Annotated in this window: 21 protein-coding genes; 11 read left to right on the forward strand and 10 right to left on the reverse strand. The window is 66.3% G+C overall.

From position 1 onward, the window contains the following. Positions 1 to 6: 6 nt before the first annotated feature. The 5 genes from ACK4HJ_RS13235 to ACK4HJ_RS13255 all read right to left on the reverse strand — a co-directional run bounded on the left by ACK4HJ_RS13235 (position 7) and on the right by ACK4HJ_RS13255 (position 5,193). Positions 7 to 882: an ABC transporter ATP-binding protein gene (locus ACK4HJ_RS13235; protein WP_409832226.1), complete on the reverse strand. Its 876-nt coding sequence runs from the start codon at positions 880 to 882 to the stop codon at positions 7 to 9. Further along, complete coding sequence (gene ntrB, locus ACK4HJ_RS13240) at positions 872 to 1,738, reverse strand: nitrate ABC transporter permease (protein ID WP_409832228.1); 867 nt, start codon at positions 1,736 to 1,738, stop codon at positions 872 to 874. The genes ACK4HJ_RS13235 and ntrB overlap by 11 nt, the downstream gene beginning before the upstream one ends. 1 nt (position 1,739) lies before the next feature. Then, positions 1,740 to 3,146 (reverse strand): CmpA/NrtA family ABC transporter substrate-binding protein, encoded by a 1,407-nt coding sequence (locus tag ACK4HJ_RS13245; RefSeq protein WP_409832231.1) that lies wholly within the window; start codon positions 3,144 to 3,146, stop codon positions 1,740 to 1,742. A 146-nt stretch (positions 3,147 to 3,292) separates the two neighbouring features. Continuing rightward, positions 3,293 to 3,988 carry a response regulator transcription factor gene (locus ACK4HJ_RS13250; RefSeq protein WP_066783585.1) on the reverse strand — a complete coding sequence of 232 codons (696 nt, stop codon included), beginning with the start codon at positions 3,986 to 3,988 and terminating at the stop codon, positions 3,293 to 3,295. Beyond that, complete coding sequence (locus tag ACK4HJ_RS13255) at positions 3,985 to 5,193, reverse strand: PAS domain S-box protein (protein WP_409832234.1); 1,209 nt, start codon at positions 5,191 to 5,193, stop codon at positions 3,985 to 3,987. The genes ACK4HJ_RS13250 and ACK4HJ_RS13255 overlap by 4 nt, the downstream gene beginning before the upstream one ends. Before the next feature lie 90 nt (positions 5,194 to 5,283). Here ACK4HJ_RS13255 and ACK4HJ_RS13260 point away from each other — a divergent pair, with 90 nt between their 5' ends. Genes ACK4HJ_RS13260 through ACK4HJ_RS13270 form a run of 3 tightly spaced genes read left to right on the forward strand, consistent with a single transcriptional unit; the run spans position 5,284 to position 7,996 of the window. Then, positions 5,284 to 6,135 (forward strand): ABC transporter permease, encoded by an 852-nt coding sequence (locus ACK4HJ_RS13260; protein ID WP_409832236.1) that lies wholly within the window; start codon positions 5,284 to 5,286, stop codon positions 6,133 to 6,135. After that, the gene (locus ACK4HJ_RS13265; protein ID WP_409832239.1) at positions 6,132 to 6,647 is read left to right on the forward strand and encodes a hypothetical protein; all 516 of its coding nucleotides are present in this window, start codon (positions 6,132 to 6,134) and stop codon (positions 6,645 to 6,647) included. Before ACK4HJ_RS13260 ends, ACK4HJ_RS13265 begins: the two co-directional genes overlap by 4 nt. Beyond that, on the forward strand, positions 6,644 to 7,996 hold the full coding sequence (locus ACK4HJ_RS13270) for a GAF domain-containing protein (RefSeq protein ID WP_409832458.1): 1,353 nt from the start codon (positions 6,644 to 6,646) through the stop codon (positions 7,994 to 7,996). Before ACK4HJ_RS13265 ends, ACK4HJ_RS13270 begins: the two co-directional genes overlap by 4 nt. A gap of 27 nt (positions 7,997 to 8,023) precedes the next feature. Here ACK4HJ_RS13270 and ACK4HJ_RS13275 read toward each other — a convergent pair whose 3' ends face one another. Then, positions 8,024 to 8,761: a hypothetical protein gene (locus tag ACK4HJ_RS13275; protein ID WP_409832241.1), complete on the reverse strand. Its 738-nt coding sequence runs from the start codon at positions 8,759 to 8,761 to the stop codon at positions 8,024 to 8,026. Between the two features lie 190 nt (positions 8,762 to 8,951). Further along, complete coding sequence (locus ACK4HJ_RS13280) at positions 8,952 to 10,541, reverse strand: GMC family oxidoreductase (RefSeq protein WP_409832244.1); 1,590 nt, start codon at positions 10,539 to 10,541, stop codon at positions 8,952 to 8,954. A gap of 115 nt (positions 10,542 to 10,656) precedes the next feature. On the opposite strand from ACK4HJ_RS13280, the gene ACK4HJ_RS13285 reads away from it, so the two are divergent. The 8 genes from ACK4HJ_RS13285 (at position 10,657) to ACK4HJ_RS13320 (ending at position 17,163) form a co-directional block, all read left to right on the forward strand. Then, positions 10,657 to 11,505, forward strand: coding sequence for a 3-hydroxybutyryl-CoA dehydrogenase (locus ACK4HJ_RS13285; protein ID WP_409832247.1), 849 nt, complete (start codon positions 10,657 to 10,659; stop codon positions 11,503 to 11,505). An 81-nt stretch (positions 11,506 to 11,586) separates the two neighbouring features. Next, a complete protein-coding gene (locus tag ACK4HJ_RS13290) occupies positions 11,587 to 12,405 on the forward strand; it encodes a crotonase/enoyl-CoA hydratase family protein (protein ID WP_409832250.1) in 819 nt (272 codons plus the stop codon). A 271-nt stretch (positions 12,406 to 12,676) separates the two neighbouring features. Beyond that, a complete protein-coding gene (locus ACK4HJ_RS13295) occupies positions 12,677 to 13,141 on the forward strand; it encodes a MarR family winged helix-turn-helix transcriptional regulator (RefSeq protein ID WP_409832252.1) in 465 nt (154 codons plus the stop codon). Between the two features lie 72 nt (positions 13,142 to 13,213). After that, positions 13,214 to 13,630 (forward strand): organic hydroperoxide resistance protein, encoded by a 417-nt coding sequence (locus ACK4HJ_RS13300; protein ID WP_142148831.1) that lies wholly within the window; start codon positions 13,214 to 13,216, stop codon positions 13,628 to 13,630. A 3-nt stretch (positions 13,631 to 13,633) separates the two neighbouring features. Next, the gene (locus tag ACK4HJ_RS13305) at positions 13,634 to 14,011 is read left to right on the forward strand and encodes a DUF1304 domain-containing protein (RefSeq protein ID WP_409832255.1); all 378 of its coding nucleotides are present in this window, start codon (positions 13,634 to 13,636) and stop codon (positions 14,009 to 14,011) included. A gap of 72 nt (positions 14,012 to 14,083) precedes the next feature. Continuing rightward, positions 14,084 to 15,178 carry a DUF2855 family protein gene (locus tag ACK4HJ_RS13310; RefSeq protein WP_409832256.1) on the forward strand — a complete coding sequence of 365 codons (1,095 nt, stop codon included), beginning with the start codon at positions 14,084 to 14,086 and terminating at the stop codon, positions 15,176 to 15,178. A 44-nt stretch (positions 15,179 to 15,222) separates the two neighbouring features. Then, a complete protein-coding gene (locus ACK4HJ_RS13315; RefSeq protein ID WP_409832259.1) occupies positions 15,223 to 16,281 on the forward strand; it encodes a serine/threonine protein kinase in 1,059 nt (352 codons plus the stop codon). Positions 16,282 to 16,452: 171 nt separating this feature from the next. Then, a complete protein-coding gene (locus tag ACK4HJ_RS13320; protein WP_409832461.1) occupies positions 16,453 to 17,163 on the forward strand; it encodes a response regulator transcription factor in 711 nt (236 codons plus the stop codon). Positions 17,164 to 17,207: 44 nt separating this feature from the next. Here the strand turns inward: ACK4HJ_RS13320 and ACK4HJ_RS13325 are convergent, their stop codons facing one another. From ACK4HJ_RS13325 to ACK4HJ_RS13335, 3 genes are all read right to left on the reverse strand, one after another. Then, positions 17,208 to 17,813, reverse strand: coding sequence for an exosortase H-associated membrane protein (locus ACK4HJ_RS13325; protein ID WP_409832261.1), 606 nt, complete (start codon positions 17,811 to 17,813; stop codon positions 17,208 to 17,210). 29 nt (positions 17,814 to 17,842) lie between these two features. Then, on the reverse strand, positions 17,843 to 18,469 hold the full coding sequence (gene xrtH, locus ACK4HJ_RS13330; protein ID WP_044397649.1) for an exosortase H: 627 nt from the start codon (positions 18,467 to 18,469) through the stop codon (positions 17,843 to 17,845). 157 nt (positions 18,470 to 18,626) lie between these two features. Next, positions 18,627 to 22,238 (reverse strand): IPTL-CTERM sorting domain-containing protein, encoded by a 3,612-nt coding sequence (locus tag ACK4HJ_RS13335; protein WP_409832264.1) that lies wholly within the window; start codon positions 22,236 to 22,238, stop codon positions 18,627 to 18,629. Between the last annotated feature and the right edge of the window lie 327 nt (positions 22,239 to 22,565).

Genomic DNA, 22,565 nt, shown 5'->3' on the forward strand with positions numbered 1-22,565 from the left:
AGGAATTCAGTGGGCTTTGGCGCGCGTCACCAGGAAGTCCACGATGTGGTTGCGCAGCGCGTAGTAGCCGTCCAGGTGGTGCAGGCTGGTGCGCGTGCGTTCGCGCGGCAGCGGGTTGACCACCACCTCGGCAATGCCACCGGGGCGATAGCCCTCGGGCGTCTCGTTGCCGTTGCTCATGAGCAGGATGCGGTCGGCCAGCAAGATGGCCTCGTCCACATCGTGCGTGATCATGAAGACCGTCTGCTGCGTCTGGCGCACGATGGTCATCAATTCGTCCTGGATGGTGCCGCGCGTGAGTGCATCGAGTGCGCCAAAGGGCTCATCCAGCAGCAGCATCTTGGGCTGGATGGAGAACGCGCGCGCAATGCCCACGCGCTGCTTCATGCCGCCCGAGAGCTGCGAAGGCTTCTTGTCGATGGCAGGGCTCAGGCCCACCAGCGCCACGAACTTCTCCACATGCGCATCCACCTGGCTCTTCTTCCAGTCCGGCCAGCGCGACTTCACGGCGAACGCAATGTTCTGGCGCACCGTGAGCCAGGGCATGAGCGCGTGGCTCTGGAACACCACGCCCCGGTCCAGGCTGGGCCCGGCCACTTCGCGTCCGTCCATGATGACGGTGCCCGAGGTGGCAGTGTCCAGCCCCGCCAGCACGTTCAGGATGGTGGTCTTGCCGCAGCCCGAGTGGCCGATGATGCAGACGAACTCGCCCTTGTCGAGCGTGAACGACACATCAGCAAACACCGGTTTGGCGGGTACAAAGGCTTTGCTCAGCCGGTCGATCTGGAGGAAGCCTTGGGTCACGGCAGAGGCCTTTCGTTGCGGTGCGTCAGTGGCAAGAGGGGGTGGAACAGCCGGGCGCTGGGCAACATCACTCCACATAGGTCACCACCTTCTGCAGCTGGCCAAACGCCAGGTCGAGCAACATGCCCACCACGCCGATCACCAGGATGGCAAAGATCACGTTGGTGAGCGACAGGTTGTTCCACTCGTTCCACACGAAGTAGCCAATCCCCGTGCCGCCCACCAGCATCTCGGCGGCCACAATCACCAGCCACGCGATGCCCATGCTGATGCGCATGCCCGTGAGGATGGTGGGCGCCGCAGCGGGCAGGATCACCAGGAAGGCCTTGCGCAGCGGGTTCACTTCCAGCGTGGCCGACACGTTGAGCCACTCGCGCTTGACCGATGCCACGCCAAACGCCGTGTTCACCAGCATGGGCCACACCGAGCAGATGAAGATCACAAAGATGCCCGAGATCGACGAGTCCTTGATGGTGTAGAGCGCGAGGGGCATCCACGCCAGCGGGCTGATGGGCTTGAGCACCTGGATGAACGGGTCGAACGCGCGGCGCAGCAGCGGCGACATGCCGATGACAAAACCCAGCGGTATCGCCACCAGACAGGCCAGGCCAAAGCCCAGTGCTACCCGGCCCAGCGAGTGCGCCAGCTGAATGGCGATGCCCTTGTCATTAGGTCCGTTGTCGTAGAAAGGGTTGGAGATGTGGCCCCACACCGTGCTGCCCATGGCACCCAGGGTGGGAAAGCCGCCGCTTTTGGACGCGCCCGGGTCCTTGCCCATCATCTTGGCGTACTCTATCTGCTCGGCCGTCATACCCGCCGTGCCACCGCTGGCACCCGACGAAGACGTGGCCACGTACCAGATACCCAGCAGCGTGAGGAAGATGAGCACGGACAGCAGGCCCGCGCGCAGGTTGAGGCTCTTGGCGGGTGTCATGTCATGCCACCTTGCGAATCGGGAAGCTCTTCGCGTATTCGGCAGCCTTCGCGGCATCAAATTCGCGCCCCATGATCTTGAACTTGGGGTACGCGCCCTCGGGCACCTTCTGGTCCAGCGCCTTCATCTGCTTTTTCGCGTCGGTGATGAGGAACACTTTTTCGGCGATCTGCTTGTAGTCCACATCGCCCTTGATGTAGCCCCAGCGCTGCATCTGCGTGAGCATCCACACGGCCATGCTCTGCCACGGCATGGGGTCGAAGTCTGCGCGGTCCGGCACGTTCTGGATCTTGCCCAGGCCGTCGGCGAACTTGCCGGTGAGCACCTGGTTGAGCACGGCCTCGGGCTGGTTCAGGTAGGCCTGGGGCGCAATCACCTTGGCGATGAGCTCGCGGTTGGCCGGGTCGCGCGCCATCGCGGCCGAGGTGAGCACCGCGCGGTACAGCGCAGCAAAGGTGTTGGGGTTCTTCTGGATGAACTCGGTGCTGGTGCCGAAGGCGCAGCAGGGGTGGCCGTTCCACAGGTCCTTGGTGAGCAGGTGGATGAAGCCGACTTCCTCAAACACGGCGCGCTGGTTGAAAGGATCGGGGCCGAGGAAGCCGTCGATATTGCCCGCACGCAGATTGGCCACCATCTCTGCGGGTGGCACCACGCGCAGCTGCACGTCGGTGTCGGGGTTCAAACCCGCCTCGGCCAGGTAGTAGCGCAGCAGGAAGTTGTGCATGCTGTACTCGAAGGGGATCGCGAACTTGAAGCCCTTCCAGTTCTTGGGATCGCGGTTGTCCTTGTGCTTGAGGCTGAGCGTGATGGCCTGGCCGTTCACGTTCTGGATGGTGGCCACGTTCATCGGCGTGGCGTTGGAGCCCAGGCCCATGGAGATCGCCAGCGGCATGGGGCTCAGGAAGTGCGTGGCGTCGTACTCCTTGTTGATCATCTTGTCGCGGATCAGTGCCCAGCCGGCCGTCTTGGTGACTTCGACGCTCAGGCCCTGCTTGCTGTAGAAGCCCAGCGGGTGGGCCATGATCAGCGGCGTGGCACAGGTGATCGGAATGAAGCCGATCTTGAGATTGGTCTTCTCCAGCGCGCCTTGTTTTTCTTGCGCCATGGCTTGCAGGCTGGCCACAGGCAACACGCTCGCGATGGCCGCCATGGCCGTGCCCTTGCCCACCGCCTTGATGAAGCGGCGGCGCACCGCGTCTTGCGGAAACAGCGCCTTGACCAGCGTGGCTTCGATGAACTCGTTGCTGTAAAGCTCGAACTCGCGGGTCTCGCTGCGCTGGCGCAGGGTGGCTGCAGCAGCATCGGCCGAGACCTCGGCATGGTGGTCGGCCACCGTGTGGTCGCGGCCACAGCTGCATTTCAGCATCAACGGGCGGTCGGCATCGTAGGGCGAGAAGAATTCGGACATGGCACACCTCGAAGAAGTTGGTGCCAGGCGTTACGCAAAGCGCGGGCCAGTTTTTGCCGGTGCCGGCCCGCTGTCATGAATTCGTGGGTGTGGTGTCTACAGCGTGTAGGGCCAGCACTACAAATCGGGCATGCAGCGCCCGCAAATCACTCGGCAGGCGCGCCGCGCGCCAGCAGCGCCAGCTCCACGTCATTGCGCGCGCCGGTCTTTTCGAGGATGCGGGCGCGGTAGGTGCTCACCGTGTTGGGCGCGAGCTTGAGCTGCGCACCAATTTCGCTCACGCTCTGCCCGGCCGTGAGCAGACGGAACACCTGATGCTCTCGATAGGAGAGCGCGTCTACTCCAGCGGGCGCGCCCTGCTGGGCGGCGCGCACCACCCCGGTGCGCTCCACGGCGCCCGCCAGGGCTTGCGCCGTGGCCTCGGTCAGGTAGCGGCCGCCCGCCGCCACCTTGCGCACGGCGGCCACCATGTCGTCGGGGTCGGCGCTTTTGTGCAAGTAGCCCGCTGCGCCCATCTGGATGCAGCGCACCGCGTACTGCCGCTCGGGGTAGGTGCTGAGCATCAGCACCGGCAGCGCGGGCCAGGCCTTGCGCAGCGCCTGCAGCACTTCGAGGCCATCCATGCCCGGCATGGCGATGTCCAGCAGTACCAGGTCCAGCCCGGGTGCTCCCGTGCGCCCCTGCAGCGCAGTAACCTGCTCCAGCACCTCGCTGCCCTGGGTGGCTTCAGCCACCACGGTGATCTCGGGCGCACCGTTGGCGGGGTCGCCCAGCACCTGCTTGAGCCCCTCCCGCACGATGCGGTGGTCATCCCCGATCAATACGCGAACCACGGAATTCATGACAGCTCCAGAGGAATCAGCAATTGCAGGCACGAGCCCTGCCCCGGCTCGCTGGTGATGCTCAGCTGGCCGCCCAGCTGCCGCGCCCGTTCGCGCATGCCCATCACCCCATAGGCGGTGGGCGCCTCCAGCGCCTGGCGGGTGGCGCCCACGCCGTTGTCGCGCACGCGCAGTTGCAGCATCTCGTCCTGCACGTCGATGGCAATGTCGATGGCGCTGGCCTGCGCGTGACGGCCCACATTGCTCAGCATCTCCTGGAAGATGCGGAACACAGCGATGGCTGCAGGCTCGGGCAAGTGCAAGGTGGCAGGCACCTCCATCTGCCACGCCAGCTCCAGTTCGGCCGACTGCACGAACTCCTGTGCCTGCCACTCCAGCGCCGCCCATAGCCCCTGGTGGTCCAGGATGCTGGGGCGCAGGTCGGTGATGATGCGGCCCACGTTGTCCACCGCGTTTTCGATCAGGCGGCTCATGTTCTGGCACTTGCAGCGCATCTGCGTGCGCATGTCCCCAGCGGCCTCGGGCGTGCGCTCGCCCTGCTCGCCCAGGCGCTTGTGCAGCCAGTTGACATCCATCTTCAGCGCCACCAGCAGGCTGCCCAGCTCGTCGTGCACCTCGCGGGCGATGCGGGTGCGTTCGTCTTCGCGCACCTGCTCCGAGTAGGCGGACAGCTCGCGCAGCTGCGCCAGCGCCTGCGACAGCTCTTGTGTGCGCGCGGCCACTCGGCGCTCCAGCTCGTCATTGGCGCGAGCCAACTCATCGTGCGCGCGCTGCAGCTCGTCGGCGGCGCGTTTGCGGCTGGTGATGTCCACAAACGCAATCACGGCGCCGTGCACCTGATCGCCCTCCTGGATGGGGTGGCTCGAATACTCCACGGCAAACGCCGAGCCATCGCGGCGCCAAAACACCTCGGTGTCCACCCGGCAGGGCAGGCCCTGGCGGAACGCGTTGAAGATGGGGCAGTCGCCATCCGCATACGGGCTGCCGTCGGGGTGGCTGTGGTGGGTGAGCGCGTGCATGTTGCGCCCCATCACCTCATCGGCCGCAAAGCCCAGCATCTGCGCGCCCGCCCGGTTGATGAACACGCAGTTGCCCGCCAGATCAATGCCAAACACCCCCTCGCCCGTGGACTCCAGCAGCAGCCCGAGGCGGTTCTGCCAGAGGGCGCTGGCACCGGCAGGCAGGTTCAGGACATGGGTGGGCATGGCAGCACCCAAGCAATGGACGTGCCCAGCGGGCGGGCAGGAACACATCGGGGACTGTGCGCCCGCCCGCTAACACCGCACAATAAGCGAATGCAAACCGTGACCCCGTCCTCCGTGGCCTCTGTGGCCCCGCCCCCGCCGTCGGTGTGGCGCCCGCCCAGCCTGTCCGTGCGCTGGTGGCCCGTGTTCCTGCGCAACCTGCTGGTCTGGCGCAAGCTGGCCATCCCCAGCCTGGTGGGCAATATTGCCGAGCCGCTGATGTGGCTGGTGGCCTTTGGCTACGGCATGGGGGCCCTGGTGGGGCAGGTGAACGTGGGCGGCGCGGCGGGTGACACCAAGGTGCCCTACATCCTGTTCCTGGCCAGCGGATCGATCTGCATGAGCGCCATGAACGCGGCCAGCTTTGAGGCGCTGTACTCGGCCTTCTCGCGCATGCACGTGCAAAAGACTTGGGACGGCATCATGAACGCGCCGGTGAGCCTGGACGACGTGGTGCTGGCCGAGATGCTGTGGGCGGCGTTCAAGGCGCTGTTCACCGTGACGGCCATCCTGGGTGTGATGCTGGCCCTGGGGATCAGCCACAGCCCTAAGCTGCTGGTGGCCTGGCCGGTGCTGCTGTTCGTGGGCATCATGTTCTCCAGCATTGCGCTCATCTTCAATGCGCTGGCCAAGGGGTATGACTTTTTCACCTACTACTTCACGCTGGTGCTCACGCCCATGATGTTTCTCTCGGGCGTTTTCTTCCCGCGCGAGCAGTTGCCCCCCATCGTGCGTACCATCTCCGACTGGCTGCCGCTGACCAACGCGGTCGAGCTGGTACGCCCGCTGTTCATGGACCAGTGGCCCGCCCACCCCTTGCGCCACGGCCTGGTGCTGGTGGTGACCACCGTGGTGGCCTTCTGGGTGGCTCTGGCCCTGACCCGCAAGCGCTTCAAGGCATGACCGCGCTGCTCGGCCCCAGCCATATCGCCATGGTGGCCAAGGGCGTGTCGGCCATCGTGGCGTCACGCGACGCGGCCCTGCGGCCGAGCATCATGCGGGCCGTGGGCAGCCACATCAGCGACGATGGGCAGGAGGTCACGGTGTACCTGCGGAGCAGCCAGTCTGAACAATTGCTGCAGGACATTGCGCACACTGGAGAGATTGCCGTGGTGTTCAGCGTGCCGTCCACCCACCAGACGCTGCAGCTCAAGGCCCGCCGGACCACGCAGCGCCCGGCCCATGACGGCGACGTGCCCGTGTTGCAGGCCTACCTGCAGTCCATGGTGCAGGAGGTGGGCCAGGTCGGCTACGGGCCGCAGTATGTAGCGGCCATGCTGGCAGCGCCGCTGCAGGATGTGGTGGCCGTGAGCTTCACGCCCACCAGCGCGTTCGACCAGACGCCGGGCCCGCGCGCAGGTGCGGAGTTGTGTTCGCCACCCACATCACCGTCACCACCTACGCCGCAGCCATGAGCACCGCAGCGCCGTCCCTGCACAGCATCCGCCCCTGCCTGGAGGGTGCGATTCCCGCCATCATGGCGACCTGCGACCCCGACGGCACGCCCAACGTGGCCTACATCTCGCAGGTGGTCTATGTGGATGCGGCGCATGTGGCGCTGTCGTTCCAGTTCTTCAACAAGACCCGCCAGAACATCCTGCGCAATCCGCGTGCGTCCGTGCTGGTGCTGGACCCGCTCACTGCCCACTTCTACCGCCTGCACCTGCTGTACGAACGCACCGAGGACAGCGGCCCGGTGTTCGAGAGCATGCGCGCGCAGCTGGCGGGCATTGCGTCGTATTCGGGCATGGCCGAGGTGTTTGAGCTCAAGGGCGCCGACATCTACGCCGTGGAGCGCATCGAATCGGTGGCGGGCGAAGGCCTGCCGGCACCCGCGCCACGCTCCGGGCTGCTGCACACGCTGCGTCTGTGCAGCGAAGGCATCGCGCGCTGCACGGGGCTGGACGAATTGCTGCAAGGCGCGCTGCAGGGTCTGCAGGACAAGCTGGGCATCCAGCACGCCATGGTGCTGATGCTGGACGCCAGCGCCCAGCAGCTCTATACGGTGGCCAGCTGCGGCTACGCCACGTCGGGTGTGGGCTCCGAGATCCGGCTGGGCCAAGGGGTGATCGGCATGGCCGCGCGCGAGCGCACGCCGGTGCGCATCAGCCACATGACGCACGCTGCCCTGTACAGCCACGCCATCCGCGAGAGCATGGACGCGCATGCCGCGCCTGATGCGCCCCCGCTGCGCGGCATGGACATCCCCTACCCCGGCCTGCCAGAGCCGCACAGCCAGGTGGCAGTGCCGCTGCTGTCGGCCGGGCGCCTGCTGGGCGTGCTGTTTGCCGAGAGCCCCGAGGACATGCGCTTTGGCTTTGAGGATGAGGACCTGCTGGTGGCCATTGCGGGCCAGCTGGCCGCGGCCATCGACCTGCTGCAGGCCGCGCCCGATGCGCCCGAGCCGCTGCCTGCTCCGACGGCGGCACCGCCGGTGAGCGGCAGCGCACTGCGGGTGCGCCACTTTGCGGCCAACGACAGCGTTTTCATCAACGACAACTACCTGATCAAGGGCGTGGCGGGCGCCATCGTGTGGAAGCTGCTGCGCGACCACCAGCACACCGGGCGCGTGGACTTCACCAACCGCGAACTGCGGCTGGACCCCGCCCTGCGCCTGCCCGATGTGGCCGACAACCTGGAAGCCCGCCTGCTGTTGCTGCAGCGCCGCCTGCAAGAGAACTGCCCACACATCCACATCGAAAAAACGGGGCGCGGGCGTTTTCGGCTGTGCGTGCTGCGCCCTGTGGTGCTGGAAGACGCCTGACGCCTTCACGCCACTGATTTCTCAAAGTCAGTGCACCAGACCCGGCACCACCGGCAGGCCCAGGCTGCGCATGAGCTTGGTCCACTCGGGCTGCGTGAGGTGCGGCTGCACCTGCGCCAGCACTGCGGCCAGCACGGGGGCGGGCGCATGCTGTTGCATGTCCGACAGCATGGCCGAGCGCTCGACCGGCGACATGTAGGGCACCATCCAGCGGGCGACCAACATCATTTCGTGCGGGGGGATCGAGGCCACCAGCGCATCGTGCACGCCCGCCAGTTCCGCGTCGGTGTAGCACTGCCAGAGCACGCGGTTGTGCGCAGTCTCTTCCTCGTGCATGTGCTCGAAGTTGTGCGCCACAAACAGCGCCAGCTGGCGGTACAGGGCCAGGGTGGCGGCTGGGCGTGCGGGCTTGGCGCAGGCCATCAGGTGGTTCACGCCGTCTGCCAAAGCGACGATGGCCTGTTCGTGCTCCAGATGTTCACCGGCAATGCTCTGGCTGGAGCCGGGCTGGCGCGCCTCCATGGCTGCGTGCACAAACTGGTTCTCGTGGTGCAGGTGCGCGCGGCACAGGTCCAGCAGCTGCATCACGCGGTCGCAGGTCTGGGCAAACTCCAGGTCGTCGTCCACATCCATGCGGCCTAGGCCCAGCAGCGTGTCGGCCATGAAGGCGCGCAGCGCCTTGTGGATGCTGGCGTACATGTCCATGCGGGGCGCAGCGGGTTGGGCTTGGGTCAGTGCGGCAATTTCGCGGGCATCAATCTTCATGTGCTTCTTTCATGGCCTCGTGGGGCCTCTCGACACCCTGCTTTGAGGGGTGCCGGGCCGGGTGCACCATGCACCCGCTTCCATGAAAAGAAGTCTAGGAACGCGCGGCCGTTTTGCCTGTTAAAAACTCCTTAAGCAGACCTTCTGCGAACCTTAAAAATCGCGTTCAGCGCCGCAAACGTGAATTCCTTCACACCCGCGCACGCAGCAGGTCCACCGCCTTCTCCGCAATCATCACCGTGGGCGCGTTGGTGTTGCCGCTCACGATGCGCGGCATGATGGATGCATCCACCACGCGCAGGCCCGCGAGGCCATGCACACGCAGTTCGGCATCCACCACATCCAGCGGCCCAGGCCCCATGCGGCAGGTACCCACGGGGTGGTAGATGGTGTCGGCGTACTGGCGGATGAACTGCTCGATCTCGGCATCGGTGCGCGCATTGGCCGAGGCCGCCAGCTCCTTGGCGCCGAACTTCGCGAGCGCTGGTTGCGACAGGATGGCGCGGGTCTGCTTGAAGCCGCGCACCATGCGCGCCATGTCGTCAGGGTCGGCCAGAAAGTTCGGGTCCACCAAGGGCAAGGCCATGGGGTCGCGGCTGGCCAGCGTGACCGAGCCCCGGCTCTTGGGCTGCAGCAGGCACACATGGGCCGAGTAGCCGTGGCCAAACACGGTCTTGCGCCCGTGGTCCACCAGCTTGCCGATCACAAAGTGCAGCTGCAGGTCGGGTTCTGACTCGGATGGGTCGCTCTTGAGGAAGCCCCCCGCCTCGGCAAAGTTGGTGGTCAACATGCCGGTGCGGTGCTTGCGCCATTCGACAATGCCGCGCAGCGTCTGCACCATGCCAGACAGCGACAGGCCAAACAGGTCCTTCAGATCGGGAGCGTCCAGCACCTGCACTACGTCGGGATGGTCGTGCAGATGCTGGCCCACGCCGGGCAGGTCATGCAGCACCGGGATGCCGTGTTGCTGCAAGTGTGCGGCAGGCCCCACGCCCGACAACATCAGCAGCTGCGGCGACAACAGTGCGCCCGCACTCAGCAGCACTTCGCGCCCCGCACGCACCTGCTTCAAGGCACCGCCCTGACGGTATTCGACACCCACGGCGCGCGTGCCCTCGAACAGGATGCGCGTGGCGTGGGCACCGGTGATGACCTGCAGGTTGGAGCGCGCAAAGTGCGGCGTGAGGTAGCCCTTGGCCGCGCTGTGGCGCTCGCCGTTCTTGTGCGTGACCTGGTACAGGCCCACGCCTTCCTGCGTGGCACCGTTGAAGTCGGTGTTGTGCGGATACCCCGCCTGCACACCCGCTTCGGTGAAGTGGTGGCTGAAGCGGTTGGGCGAGCGCAGGTCCGCCACGTTGAAAGGCCCGCCCTGCCCGTGCCAGGCGTCGGCGCCGCGCTCGTTGTGCTCGGCTTTCAGGAAATACGGCTTCACGTCCTCCCAGCCCCAGCCCGGGTTGCCCTCTGCGGCCCAATGGTCGTAGTCGGCATGCTGGCCCCGGATGTAGACCATGGCGTTGATGGAGCTGGAGCCCCCCAGCACCTTGCCGCGTGGCTGGTAGCCGCGCCGGTTGTTCAGCGCCGCCTGCGGCGTGGTGTTAAAGCCCCAGCCGTTCAGCTCGAACTTGGCCATCACGGCCAGCGCTGCAGGGCAGTGGATGAGCACGCTGCTGTCGGCCGGGCCGGCCTCCAGCAGGCACACGCGCACGGCGGGGTCTGCGCTCAGTCGGCCGGCCAGCACGCAGCCCGCCGAGCCGCCGCCGATGATGATGTAGTCGAACATGCTGTGGTGTCTCCTGCGCCCCTTCGCAAGGCGGCCGGGGCCACGATAACCGAACGACCGTGCGATTCGGCTTACCATCCTGCCCATCCGTTTCACTTTGAAGAGGGCTCTCTATATGACGATTCAGACCGTAGGCATCATCGGCGCGGGCACCATGGGCAATGGCATTGCGCAGGCCTGCGCGGTGTCGGGCATCAACGTGGTGATGGTCGATATTTCGGATGCTGCAGTGCAAAAGGGCCTGGCCACCGTGGCCGGCAGCCTGGACCGCCTGATCAAGAAGGAAAGGATCACCGAGGCCGACAAGGCCGCCGCGCTCGCCCGCATCAAGACCTCGACCAGCTACGACGACCTGAAGGCCGCGCAGCTCGTGATCGAAGCCGCCACCGAGAACTACGAGCTCAAGCTCAAGATCCTGAAGCAGGTGGATGCCATCGTGGCGCCTGAGGTGATCGTTGCCTCGAACACCTCATCCATCTCCATCACCAAGCTCGCAGCAGCCACCAACCGCGCCGACCGCTTCATCGGCATGCACTTCTTCAACCCCGTGCCCATGATGGCGCTGGTGGAGATCATCCGTGGCCTGCAGACCAGCGATGCCACGCACGACGCCGTGAAGGCCCTGGCCGAGGCCCTGGGCAAGAGCCCCATCACCGTGAAGAACGCGCCCGGCTTTGTGGTCAACCGCATCCTGGTGCCCATGATCAATGAAGCGTTCTTTGTGTTGGCGGAAGGCCTGGCCACGCCCGAGGACATCGATGCGGGCATGAAGCTGGGCTGCAACCAGCCCATCGGCCCACTGGCGCTGGCGGACATGATCGGCCTGGATGTGTGCCTGGCCGTGATGGACGTGTACCTGACCGAGTTTGGCGACAGCAAGTACCGCCCCTGTCCGCTGCTCAAGGAAATGGTGGCCGCAGGCCGCCTGGGCCGCAAAACAGGCCAGGGCGTCTACACCTACTGACGGCCGTCAGCGCGCTGTCCCTCGCGGGACGGCGCGCAGTTTCCATTGCGTTTTCAATCATGGGCCAGGAGACCTGCGCCCATGACAAACATCACCCCCATCACGCCCCCGCCCGAGGGCAACATCGACACCCAAGTCATCGGCCATGTGCTGCTGATCGGCATCAACCGGCCTGCCAAACGCAATGGCTGGACGCCGCCGATGTTCCGCCAGCTTGCCGAGGCCTACACCCGCCTCGATGACGACCCCGCCCTGCGCGTCGGTGTGCTGCACGCGTTTGGCGACCACTTCACCGCCGGGCTGGACCTGCCGGCCGTGAGCGCCTACATGCAGCGCGGCGAGAAAGCCATCCCTGAAGGCTTGGTGGAGCCCCACGACTACGGCCTGCCCGGCTACCGGCGCCGCACCAAGCCCATGGTCGTGGCCGTCAAGGGCATCTGTTTCACCGTGGGCATCGAGCTGATGCTGGGCGCCGACATCGTGGTGGCGGCTGACAACTGCCGTTTCTCGCAGATGGAAGTGCAGCGCGGCATCATGGCCACGGGCGGTGCCACGCTGCGCATGGCCGAGCGCGCGGGCACGGGCAACGCGCTGCTGCACTTGCTGACTGCCGACGAGTTCGGCAGCGCCGAGGCGTACCGCCTGAACTTTGTGCAGAAAGTGGTGCCGGCTGGCCAGGAACTGGACGAGGCATTGGCGATTGCCCAGCGCATTGCCACCCAGGCGCCGCGCGCGGTGGTGGCCACGCGCCTGAATGTGCTCAAGGCCATCGAACAAGGCCAGGCGGCTGCGGTGGCGGACTTCATCCCGGTGCAAAAGCAACTGGCCAACAGCGAGGATGCGGCCGAAGGCGTGCGCGCGTTTGTCGAGCGACGTCCCGCGCAGTTCAGCAGGCGGTGATGGACTGATGGTTCGTTGGCGTCTGAACCGCCACTTGCCAAATTAAGCCCAATCGGCCACCAGCGCTCATAAATATTGCGCTGGCAGCTCTGCTATTGATAGCAGATTCCCTCGAACGGGGCGTGGACCCAGCGCTCCCGTATGCACATGCGGAGCGCGCGAATAGCACCGATGGCGCAGCGCCGCTCCCCCACCGACACAATCCCCTGCGTTAACAAAGTTTTTCACAATTCAATTGTGCACAATTGAATTTGCGCCCACAATTCACCCCATGCCCAGCCACAGCACCCCCACCACTCCCAGCCCCGCCATCCTGCGGCTGGACAACCAGGTCTGCTTTGCGCTGTACTCTGCCTCCCTCGCGATGACCAAGCTGTACAAGCCGCTGCTCGACCGCATCGGCCTCACCTACCCCCAGTACCTCGTGATGCTGGTGTTGTGGGAGCAGGACGGCGTCACCGTATCCGAGCTGGGCGAGCGCCTGTTCCTGGACTCCGGCACGCTCACGCCGCTGCTCAAGCGCCTGGAGGCCCAGGGCCAGATCGCCCGTCTGCGGGATGTGCAGGACGAGCGCCGCGTGCGCATCACCCTTACCGCCGAGGGCCGTGCGCTGCGTGACCAGGCCGAGGCCATTCCGCCCTGTGTGCTGCAAAGCAGCCAGTGCTCGATTGCCGAGCTGACGGCCCTGACCTCCGAACTCAAGCAACTGCGGGACCGGCTCAGCGAGCAACGCTGACGGCCTGCAGACAACGCAAGAACCGATTCCCTCCACCGCCCGCCAGTGGGCAACAACCGCAAGGAAGACACCATGACCAAGCTCGAAAAAGTCCTGTACACCGCCAAGTCGCACGTGACCGGTGGCCGCGATGGCGCCGCCAAGACCGATGACGGCCGCCTGGAAGTCAAGCTGTCCTCGCCCGGCACGTCCGGCACCGGCACCAACCCCGAGCAGCTGTTTGCCTCCGGCTACGCAGCCTGCTTCATCGGCGCGATGAAGGCTGTGGGTGGCAAGATCGGCATTCCCGTGCCCCAAGACGTTTCCATCGACGCTGAAGTCGACCTGGGCCCCATCCCGAACGCCTACGGCATCGCCGCGCGCCTGGCCATCAGCCTGCCCGGCCTGGACAAGGAAACCGCCCAGAAGCTGGTGGACGCAGCCCACCAGGTCTGCCCCTACTCCAACGCCACGCGCGGCAACATCGACGTGACCATCACGCTGGTGTAAGCCATGGGCCGCCAGTTGCTTCCCCGCATCGCGGTGGCCCTGGTGGCCATCGAGCATGTGTACATCCTCGTGCTCGAAATGTTCTTCTGGAACAAGCCCCTGGGCATGAAAACCTTCAACCTGACCCAAGAGTTCGCAGACGCCACCACCACGCTGGCGGCCAACCAGGGGCTGTACAACGGCTTTCTGGCGGCCGGTCTGCTCTTTGGGCTGTTCACCGGCAACCGGGTGTTCAAGATCTTCTTCCTGGCCTGCGTGATCGTGGCCGGGGTGTTTGGCGCCGCCACCGCAGCGCCCAAGATCTTCTTCAGCCAGGCGCTGCCCGCGATCATTGCGCTGGGCCTGGTGCTGGCGCTGGACAAACCCGCGCGCTCTGCGTAATAGACCCAGACCGTGTCGCACAGGCGGCCCGCAGGTGTTGAGCCTGCGGGCCGTTTCGTTTAGCGTCGCAGCATGAGCACCACCACCCTACTCGTGCGCCAGGACCAGCTGGCCACCACCCGCCTGTTGACCACCGATGACACCCCGCTGGAAAGCGGCCAGGTGCGCGTGCGGGTCGAGTCGTTCGCCCTCACGGCCAACAACATCACCTACGCCGCGCTGGGCGACATGCTGAACTACTGGCAGTTCTTCCCCACTGGGGAGGTCGGCTGGGGCATCGTGCCCGTGTGGGGCTTTGGCAAGGTGATCGAGTCCTTGCACCCCGAGGTGGCCGTGGGCGAACGCCTCTACGGCTACTGGCCCATGGCCGACCAGGCGGTGCTTTCGCCCCAGCGCGTCAACCCCACGGGCTTCAGCGACGGCGCCCCCCACCGCGCGGGCCTGCATGCGGTCTACAACCACTACCTGCGCACCAGCACCGACGGGCTGTACCGCGCCGACAACGAGGACGTACAGGCACTGCTGCGGCCGCTGTTCATCACCTCGTGGCTCATCGACGACTTTCTGGCCGACCAGCAGTTCTTTGGCGCTCGGCGCATGCTGCTGTCCAGCGCGTCGAGCAAAACCGCCTACGGCACCGCGTTCCAGCTCGCGCAGCGCGAAGGCATCGAGGTCATCGGCCTCACCTCGCCCGGCAATGTGGCCTTTTGCGAAAGCCTGGGCTGCTACAGCCGCGTGGTTACCTACGACGCACTGGACAGCATCGACGGTGCCACGCCCAGCGTGTACATCGACTTTGCGGGCAGCGTGGGCCTGCGCCAGCGCATCCACGCCCACTTCACGGGCCTGGCCTACAGCTGCTCGGTGGGCGCCAGCCACGTGCAGGACCTGGGCGGCGCAGGCCAGTTGCCCGGCCCACGCCCGGTGATGTTCTTCGCCCCCGCCCAGGTCAAGAAGCGCAACACCGACTGGGGCGCTCAGGGCCTGAACGAGCGCCTGGTGGCGGCGTGGAAGCAGTTCAGCACCGCCGTGTCGGCCGGGCCGCAGCCCTGGCTGGTGGTGCAGCACCATACAGGGCCCCAGGCCACGCAGGCGCTGTTTGCGAGCGTGCTGGCGGGCAGCGGCGACCCGCGCGCCGGTCATGTCGCGACGATGCTGCCGGGCTGAAACGCCATGCCCGGCCGCCAAGGGCGCCGCGGCGACAATGGGGCATGACCCCATTGCCCTCCGACACCTCTGCCAACACCTCGAACGACGAACACCCCTACGCCCGCCTCACCCCCGATCACGTGCTGGACGCGCTGGCCAGCGTGGGCCTGTACGGCGACGGCCGCCTCATGGCCCTGTCGTCCTACGAAAACCGGGTGTACCAGGTCACGCTGGAAGACGGCGAGCGGGTGGTGACCAAGTTCTACCGCCCGGGCCGCTGGAGCGAGGCGCAGATCCTCGAAGAACACGCCTTTGCCGCCGAGCTGATGGCCGCCGAAGTGCCCGCCGTGGGCCCGCTGGGGCTGAACGGCGCCACCCTGCACCAGCACGACGGTTTTGCGTTTTCCGTCAGCCCCTGGCGCGGCGGGCGCCAGCCTGAGCTCGACGACTTCGAGGTGCTCGAATGGATCGGCCGCTTTCTGGCCCGCATCCACACCGTGGGCGCGGCCCAGCCGTTTGTGCACCGGCCCACGCTGGACCTGGAGACCTTTGGCACCGCATCGCGCGACTGGCTGCTGATGAACGAGATCATTCCGCTCGACATGCAGGCCACCTGGAAGGCGCAATGCGATATAGCTCTTGATTTGATAGCTGCCAGCGCTTACCCATCAAGCGCTGGAGGCCAATTTGGCTTGAAAAATTCCACCACCATCCGCCTGCACGGCGACTGCCACCCCGGCAACATCCTGTGGACACCGCTCGACGAATGGGGCCGCGGTGGCCCGCACTTTGTGGACCTGGACGACGCGCGCATGGGCCCGGCCGTGCAGGACCTGTGGATGCTGCTGTCGGGCGACCGCCGCCAACGCACCCACCAGCTCGGCGCGCTGATCGACGGCTACGAGCAGTTCCGCAGCTTTGACCGCCGCGAGCTCGCGCTGATTGAGCCGCTTCGCACGCTGCGCCTCATCCACTACAGCGCCTGGCTCGCACGCCGCTGGCAAGATCCAATCTTCCCAGCCAACTTCCCGTGGTTTGGCAGCAGCGACTACTGGCGCGGGCAGGTGGACATGCTTATCGAGCAGATCGAGGCGATGCAGGAAGCCCCACTTTCGGCATGATGGAGAACAGTGATGCGCAAGCGTAGCCCTCCCCCGGAACCAATGCAAACGATTGTCAACACCAAGGCGCGGGCCACCGATGTCGGGCAAGATCAGGGACCTCGCACCCCGAGGAAAACCCGTTTGAAGCACGCCGTCCGGCGTACCGCCGCCCCGGCATTGACCACCACCATGCGCATTGCAGTTCTTGACGACGACCCGATCCTGCTGGACCTGATCAAAGGCGCGCTGGAGCACCACCAGCACGTCTGCCACACCTACGCGGACGGTGCGAGTTTGCTCAAGGACGTGCAGCAGGAGACCTTTGACCTCTTGATCGTGGACTGGCACCTGCCGGACATGGAGGGGACGGAGGTGGTTCAGTCGGTGCGGCAGCTGCACGGCCTGCAGTTGCCCATTCTGTTCATCACCCGCCGCCAGGACGAACGCGACGTGATTGAGGCCCTGACCCGCGGCGCGGACGACTTCATGACCAAACCGCTGCGCATGGGCGAGCTGGTGGCCCGCGTAACGGCGCTGCTGCGCCGCGCCTATCCAGAGGCTCTGGGCACGCGCCTGGTGTTCGGGGCCTACTGCTTCGATGGCGAACAGCGAGCGCTGTACCTGCACGGCCAAGCGGTGGAGCTGAAGAACCGCGAATACGAGCTCGCCCTTTTCATGTTCCGCAACCCGGGCCGCCTGCTGTCCCGCGGGCATCTGCGCGAAGTGGTGTGGGGCGACAACGCCGAAGCGCCGTCGCGGTCACTGGACACCCACATCTCGCGCCTGCGCAGCAAGCTCGAACTCACTCCCGCCAACGGCTACATCATCACCGCCATCTACGGGCTGGGCTACCGGTTGGACCCGGTGAGCGTGGATGCGAACGCGGAGATGGGTGCCTGAGAGTCCGGCGCCCCGCGCACCGGAGCGCGGCGTGCCTAGATTCCCTACGGCGTGGCCAAGGACTCGCGCCAGCCGCGCACCAGCACATCGTTCACGAACCGCCGGTCCAGCCACAGCCACAGCAGGATGGGCACCAGCGTGGGCAGCACCAGGGCACCCACCTGGTAGCCGTAGACGATGGCCTCCATCTGCCATTGCGAGATGCGCAGCGCACGCAGGTTGAGCTGGGCGGCCAGCAGCATCTGCATGAGCGAATACATGGTCAGGCTAAGCGCCTGGAACGGCAGCAGAAGCACATAGCCCGCCACCGCACGCACCATACGCCCCGGGCCGCGCGCGGCCAGCAGCAGCGCCAGAAAAATCGGCAAGCCGTATGCATAGCGTCCCGGGCTGGCCTCGATGGTGATCTCGCCGCGCTGGCCACCAGCCTGGGCCACTGGCACCTCGATGGCGGTGTCCACCTCCATGGCGCCGGGCTTGAGGTGGACCTGGCGCACCCACATGGGTGCACCCTGCTCCAGTGCGATGTGCGACAGCACCCCCACCGGGTACGAAGTCCAGGCCGACACCTGGGACCAGGCCAGCGTGAGAACCACGATCCACCCAAAGGCGGACAGCACAAAAATCGTCAATGCGGAAGGGCGTCGCATGGGCACTCCGTTCAGTCCAGGAGCGCCGCTCAGGCCGAAGGCCGCACGGGCGGCGACAGGTCCAGCGACGAACTCACCAGCGGGCCAGCAGGCGCGGCGCGCGGGGCCACCGGCTGCACCGGTTGTGGTGGCGGAGCGGGCGGCTCGTCAGGCGGCTGCGGCGGCTCGGACCGCGCCTGCGCCTTGCTGCCCGCACGCACCCATAGCAGCCACACGATCAGCACATCCAGCATGATGAGTGCCTGCCACAGGTACTCGTGCGCAAAGTTGAACACGGCGGTGTTCCACTGGCCCAGGTAGAACAGGCTGATCACCCGGACCACGTTGAGCCCCTGCACTGCCACGAACCCCAGGGCCAGCCCCAGCAGCTTGTGCCGCCAGGTCGATGGGAAGGCGATCACCGCCGCAAACAGCACGATGCAGGCTTCGATACCGTTGCAGCCGGGCTCGATCGACACGCCGAAGCCGGTCACCGTGTTCCACAGCACTTTTCCGGCGGCGGCCGCGGTGGAGTCAAACAAGGTCACGAGCCCCACACAGATGCGCGCCAGCAACGCGGTCCAGGGCAGCACCACGTGCTGCTGCACCACGCCCAGCATGTTGATGCCGAACAGCGAAAGCTGCAGAAACACGAACAACAGGAAGAACCGCAGCATGGGAAAGCTATCTCAGTGGGTTTGACGGGAATGGCGGGAGCACGAAAATCACGGGCGAAGCGCGCATTATCGGCAACCCGTCTCCCTTCACAAAAACAAAAGGGCCAGCACACCCATACGGCATGCTGGCCCGGGAGCCATGAGCGGCCCCGCGGCCTCAGCGGCGCCGCGCCAGCACCGACTGCCTCCAGGCCATCAGGCCCAGCAGCACTGACATCAGGATCAGACCCCATTCCGACAGCGTCGGAATGCTGGCCACGCCGCCCGGCGGTGGTGGCAGTGTGGTGGTCTTGCGCGCGGTGTTGTTGTCGGGGTTGCCATCACCGGCCACCGTCACCGTGGCCTCGTTCACCAGCGGGCGGGCGCCGGTGTACGGCGTCGCCAGCTGCGTGGTCAAGGTGAAAACGGCATCAGCACTCTGCGCCAGTTGGGGCACGCTGCAAGTCACGGTGCGCGTTCCGGCGTTGTAGCTGCAGCCGGCCGATGCGCTCACAAAATCCAGTCCTGCGGGCAGCACATCGGTCACCGTCGCACCAGCAGGGGACTGGGCCGCCCGGCCGTAGTTGGTCACGGTGAGCGTGTACACCACCGTGTCGCCCGCATTCACCGGGCCGTCCGGGCCCTGCTTGGTAATGCCCAGGTCCACGTTGTTGGCCGTGAGGCTCATGGACGTCCGATCGGTGGTCGTGTTGTTCACGATCACGTCGTTGCCGTTACTCAGCCACTCCGTCTCGAACGGCGTGACCGTGGCGCGGTGGTAGATGGTGCCCGTGCTGGCACCGGCGGGCAGCGACTGCGCGTTCATGTCGAAGCTGATCGTCACGCTTGCGCCCGGTGGCAGTACCGGGATCGTGCACTGCAGCGGGCCGCTGGTGGCTCCCACGGCGGGCTGGGTGCAGGCCACGGTCCCGGTCACGGAGCTGGCAGCACCGCCAATCGACAGGCCACCCTGGTAACTGAAGGTGGCCGTGGACGGCACCGAGGGGCTCAGGTTGGTGGGGAAGGTGTCGACCATGACCACGTTGGTGGCGTAGGAAGGGCCCGCGTTGGTCACTGTGATCGTGTAGCGCGTGCCTTCACCGGCCAGCAGGCCGTCGTTGGTGTGGCTCATGCCCAGCGTCACGTCGAGCTCGGCACGCGTGAGCGTGGCGTCTGCCGATGCGCTGTTGTTGTCAGTGCGCAGCTCGGGCGTGGTGGTGGCCACGGTGATCTCGTTGTGCACAACGGTGTTGGCCGGCAGGTCGCCCAGCGACCGCATCTGGAACGTGACGGTGCGCTGCGCGCGGCTGGGCACGGCGGCCGGCCAAGAGCAGTTCAGCGTGCCGCCCGCCGTGCGGGGCGTGGCGGCCGCGCCGCCGCCCAGGGTGCAGGAACCGCCGTCAGACACGGTAGGGGTGCCGATCACCACGGCGTTGGCAGGCAGCGTATCGACCATGGTGACGGCCTGCGCCGACGAAGGCCCGTCATTGCGCACCGTGGCCAGGAAGGTCAGCGGCGCGCCTGCGGCTGCCGTGAGGGGCGACACCTGCTTCAAGGCCACCAGGTCCACCAGCGCGGTGGCGGCGATACCCACGGTGCTGGAGTCGTTGCTGCCATCGTTGTCGTTGATATCGCTGGAGCGCGCGGTGGCGGTGTTGTTGTAGGTGCCGCTGGCGGCCACCTTAGGGCGGATCACCACGGCGATATCCACGGAGGCGCTGGGCGCCAGCGTGGCGATGGTGCAGGTCAGCGTGCGGGACTCGCTGTTGGCACCACCCGTGGGTGCAGGGCATACCGCGCCCGCGCCGGGCGTGGCAGACACAAAGCCGCCGCCCGGATAGCGGGGCGAGCCCACGGTGGGCGTGTCCACGGTGCCACCTTCATCCTGACGCACCAGGCCGTTGAGCACGTCGGTGACGGTAATTCCCGTCACCGTTGTGGCAGCACTGTTGTTTGTCACGCGCAGGTTGTAGCTCACCGTATCGCCACTGGCGATGGGCCCCACCGGCGAGGTGACAGTCTTGACGATGCCCACGTCGGCAGTCTCATTGGAGACCACCACCGTCGCGCCGTTGCTCACCGGCGTGCTGTCACGGCCCGTGACGCCTGCGCCTGCGGTGTTGCTGAAGGTGGCATGCGTGCCGGCCGCGGCGGTGACGTTGGCCGTCACTGTGACGTTGAGCGTGGCGCCGTTGGCCAGGCCGCCTGTGTAGTCGCACACGGTGGCGGACGAGCAGTTCCAGTTGACCATGTCGGCCACGGTCATGTTGACGATGGTCAGCCCCGCGCCCGGGTTTTCGGTCACGGTGATAGCCTGGCCCGCGTTGATGTTCATGGGGCCGTTGTTGCGCACGGCCAGGTTGAACGTGAAGTTCTGGCCGGCCTGTACCGGGCGTGTGGGCGCGGTCTTGGTGATCTGCAGTTGCGCGGTGTCGCTGCGCGTGACGCTCACGTCGTCCGCATTGTTGCTGGTGTTGACTTCGCCCAGCGCCGGGGGCAGGTCGATCGTGCCCACATTAATCACGGTGCCGGTAGCCCCGGCTGCGACCGTGGCAGTGAAGCTCACGGCCGGCATGGCCGCGAAGTTGGCGCCGGTGTAGGGCGCGCCAGCCGTGCTGCTGTGCGTGCAGGTGATGGTGCCCGCATTGTGGCCGCATGCCCAGGCTGGTGAGTTGCCCGCCGAGAACGCGACAAAGGTCACTCCTGCGGGCAGCACGTCGGTCAGCACCATGCCGTAGGGCTGAATACTACCGCCCTCCCGCCGCGGGGTCAGGGTGTAGGTGACGTTGGTGTTCGCGTCCGCGTCCACGATGGACGGGGTCACAGTCTTTTGCAGCGACACGTCCACAAAGTCGCCGCCGGTCACGGAGATCACGGCGTTGTCTTCGTTGTTGGCGCTCTGACCGTCGGGCATGCGGTCGGCGGTGCCGGTGCCGCTGGTCTGGAAGCCCGCAATGGCGACCGAGCCGGCAATGCTGCCGCTCTGGTTGGCGGCGGCTGGCACGGTGATGGCGGGCAGCGCGCCCGTGCCCACCGCGCCGGGGCGTGTGCACGCCAGCGTGCCGCTGGTGCGCGGGTAGCCCGTGCCTGGGGTACAGGTCCAGCCCGCGCCCGTGGGCACGCCGGTGATCACGGCGCCGTTGGGAATCTGGAAGGTCACCTCCACGCGGCCGCCACCAGGGATGCTGCTGGGGCCAAGATTCTCCGTGTTGATGGTGTAGTTGAATGCGCCGCCGTTGGCCACCGTGGCCGGGGCTACAAGCTCGACGCCCAGGTCAGCCGCTGCGTTGGTGGTGAAGTTGCGCGGCAGGTTGGTGTTGTTGCCCGCATCGGGGTCGGTGCCAGAGTGGGTGGCGCTGGCCGTGGCCTCCCAGTTGGTGCCCACATCCGGCAGAACCACATCAAAGTTCACCCACTTGAATCCGTCTGCCGAGGCCAGCGTGCCCACACTGCAGGTCAGGGTGTTGTTGGCCATGGTCAGCACCGTGTCGGGCGCAGGCACAGGCGCGCACGTGATGCCCGCCGGGCTGCTGGAGTAGCCCTTGAACACGCCCCCCACAGGCAGCCGCTGGGTGAGCAGCACCCCGGTGGCCGTCGGCCCGCTGTTGTGGCGCACCCGCGCCTGGTAGGTGAAGGTGCCGCCCGCAGGGCCGAAGGCTGCGTCCACACCGCCGTACAAACCGTTGTGGTTAACCAACACATCGGTCTGTGCCGAGGCCGTACCGGCCAGGAGGAAATTGCCTGCGATCAGCCCGCCCGCCAGCGCCAGCCAGCGGAACCGGCGTGCCATGCCAGAACGGCCCCCCGCAGTGCCTGCAGGAGCCGACGACAAGCAGGACAAGGACGGGTGTGCACCACGTTCATGGAGGTGTATGGGATTCCGCGCGGCAAGCCCGCGCGAAAGCCATCGCGCTACAAGGTTGAACATAGATTCTCCTGATGTGAACTGCTGAAAATTTCAGCCACGCCGCGACCTCACCAGGCCCTTTTGGGGCGGCAAAAAAAGGTGGACAAGGGGAGTGCGAAGACGCGCCCTGACCGTGGCGGCTGAAGGCAGGGCTCGAATCTATCGGCGGATGGGACGCTGGGAAGCTCAGCCCACAATCGTTAACTTTTG

The organism is Acidovorax sp. (assembly GCF_046294525.1).
Taxonomy (GTDB): domain Bacteria; phylum Pseudomonadota; class Gammaproteobacteria; order Burkholderiales; family Burkholderiaceae_C; genus Acidovorax.

Coding starts and splice junctions, on each gene's coding strand:
- ACK4HJ_RS13235 (WP_409832226.1), bottom strand. CDS start 882: ATGTGGAGTGATGTTGCCCAGCGCCCGGCTGTTCCACCCCCTCTTGCC.
- ntrB (WP_409832228.1), bottom strand. CDS start 1,738: ATGACACCCGCCAAGAGCCTCAACCTGCGCGCGGGCCTGCTGTCCGTG.
- ACK4HJ_RS13245 (WP_409832231.1), bottom strand. CDS start 3,146: ATGTCCGAATTCTTCTCGCCCTACGATGCCGACCGCCCGTTGATGCTG.
- ACK4HJ_RS13250 (WP_066783585.1), bottom strand. CDS start 3,988: ATGAATTCCGTGGTTCGCGTATTGATCGGGGATGACCACCGCATCGTG.
- ACK4HJ_RS13255 (WP_409832234.1), bottom strand. CDS start 5,193: ATGCCCACCCATGTCCTGAACCTGCCTGCCGGTGCCAGCGCCCTCTGG.
- ACK4HJ_RS13260 (WP_409832236.1), top strand. CDS start 5,284: ATGCAAACCGTGACCCCGTCCTCCGTGGCCTCTGTGGCCCCGCCCCCG.
- ACK4HJ_RS13265 (WP_409832239.1), top strand. CDS start 6,132: ATGACCGCGCTGCTCGGCCCCAGCCATATCGCCATGGTGGCCAAGGGC.
- ACK4HJ_RS13270 (WP_409832458.1), top strand. CDS start 6,644: ATGAGCACCGCAGCGCCGTCCCTGCACAGCATCCGCCCCTGCCTGGAG.
- ACK4HJ_RS13275 (WP_409832241.1), bottom strand. CDS start 8,761: ATGAAGATTGATGCCCGCGAAATTGCCGCACTGACCCAAGCCCAACCC.
- ACK4HJ_RS13280 (WP_409832244.1), bottom strand. CDS start 10,541: ATGTTCGACTACATCATCATCGGCGGCGGCTCGGCGGGCTGCGTGCTG.
- ACK4HJ_RS13285 (WP_409832247.1), top strand. CDS start 10,657: ATGACGATTCAGACCGTAGGCATCATCGGCGCGGGCACCATGGGCAAT.
- ACK4HJ_RS13290 (WP_409832250.1), top strand. CDS start 11,587: ATGACAAACATCACCCCCATCACGCCCCCGCCCGAGGGCAACATCGAC.
- ACK4HJ_RS13295 (WP_409832252.1), top strand. CDS start 12,677: ATGCCCAGCCACAGCACCCCCACCACTCCCAGCCCCGCCATCCTGCGG.
- ACK4HJ_RS13300 (WP_142148831.1), top strand. CDS start 13,214: ATGACCAAGCTCGAAAAAGTCCTGTACACCGCCAAGTCGCACGTGACC.
- ACK4HJ_RS13305 (WP_409832255.1), top strand. CDS start 13,634: ATGGGCCGCCAGTTGCTTCCCCGCATCGCGGTGGCCCTGGTGGCCATC.
- ACK4HJ_RS13310 (WP_409832256.1), top strand. CDS start 14,084: ATGAGCACCACCACCCTACTCGTGCGCCAGGACCAGCTGGCCACCACC.
- ACK4HJ_RS13315 (WP_409832259.1), top strand. CDS start 15,223: ATGACCCCATTGCCCTCCGACACCTCTGCCAACACCTCGAACGACGAA.
- ACK4HJ_RS13320 (WP_409832461.1), top strand. CDS start 16,453: ATGCGCATTGCAGTTCTTGACGACGACCCGATCCTGCTGGACCTGATC.
- ACK4HJ_RS13325 (WP_409832261.1), bottom strand. CDS start 17,813: ATGCGACGCCCTTCCGCATTGACGATTTTTGTGCTGTCCGCCTTTGGG.
- xrtH (WP_044397649.1), bottom strand. CDS start 18,469: ATGCTGCGGTTCTTCCTGTTGTTCGTGTTTCTGCAGCTTTCGCTGTTC.
- ACK4HJ_RS13335 (WP_409832264.1), bottom strand. CDS start 22,238: ATGGCACGCCGGTTCCGCTGGCTGGCGCTGGCGGGCGGGCTGATCGCA.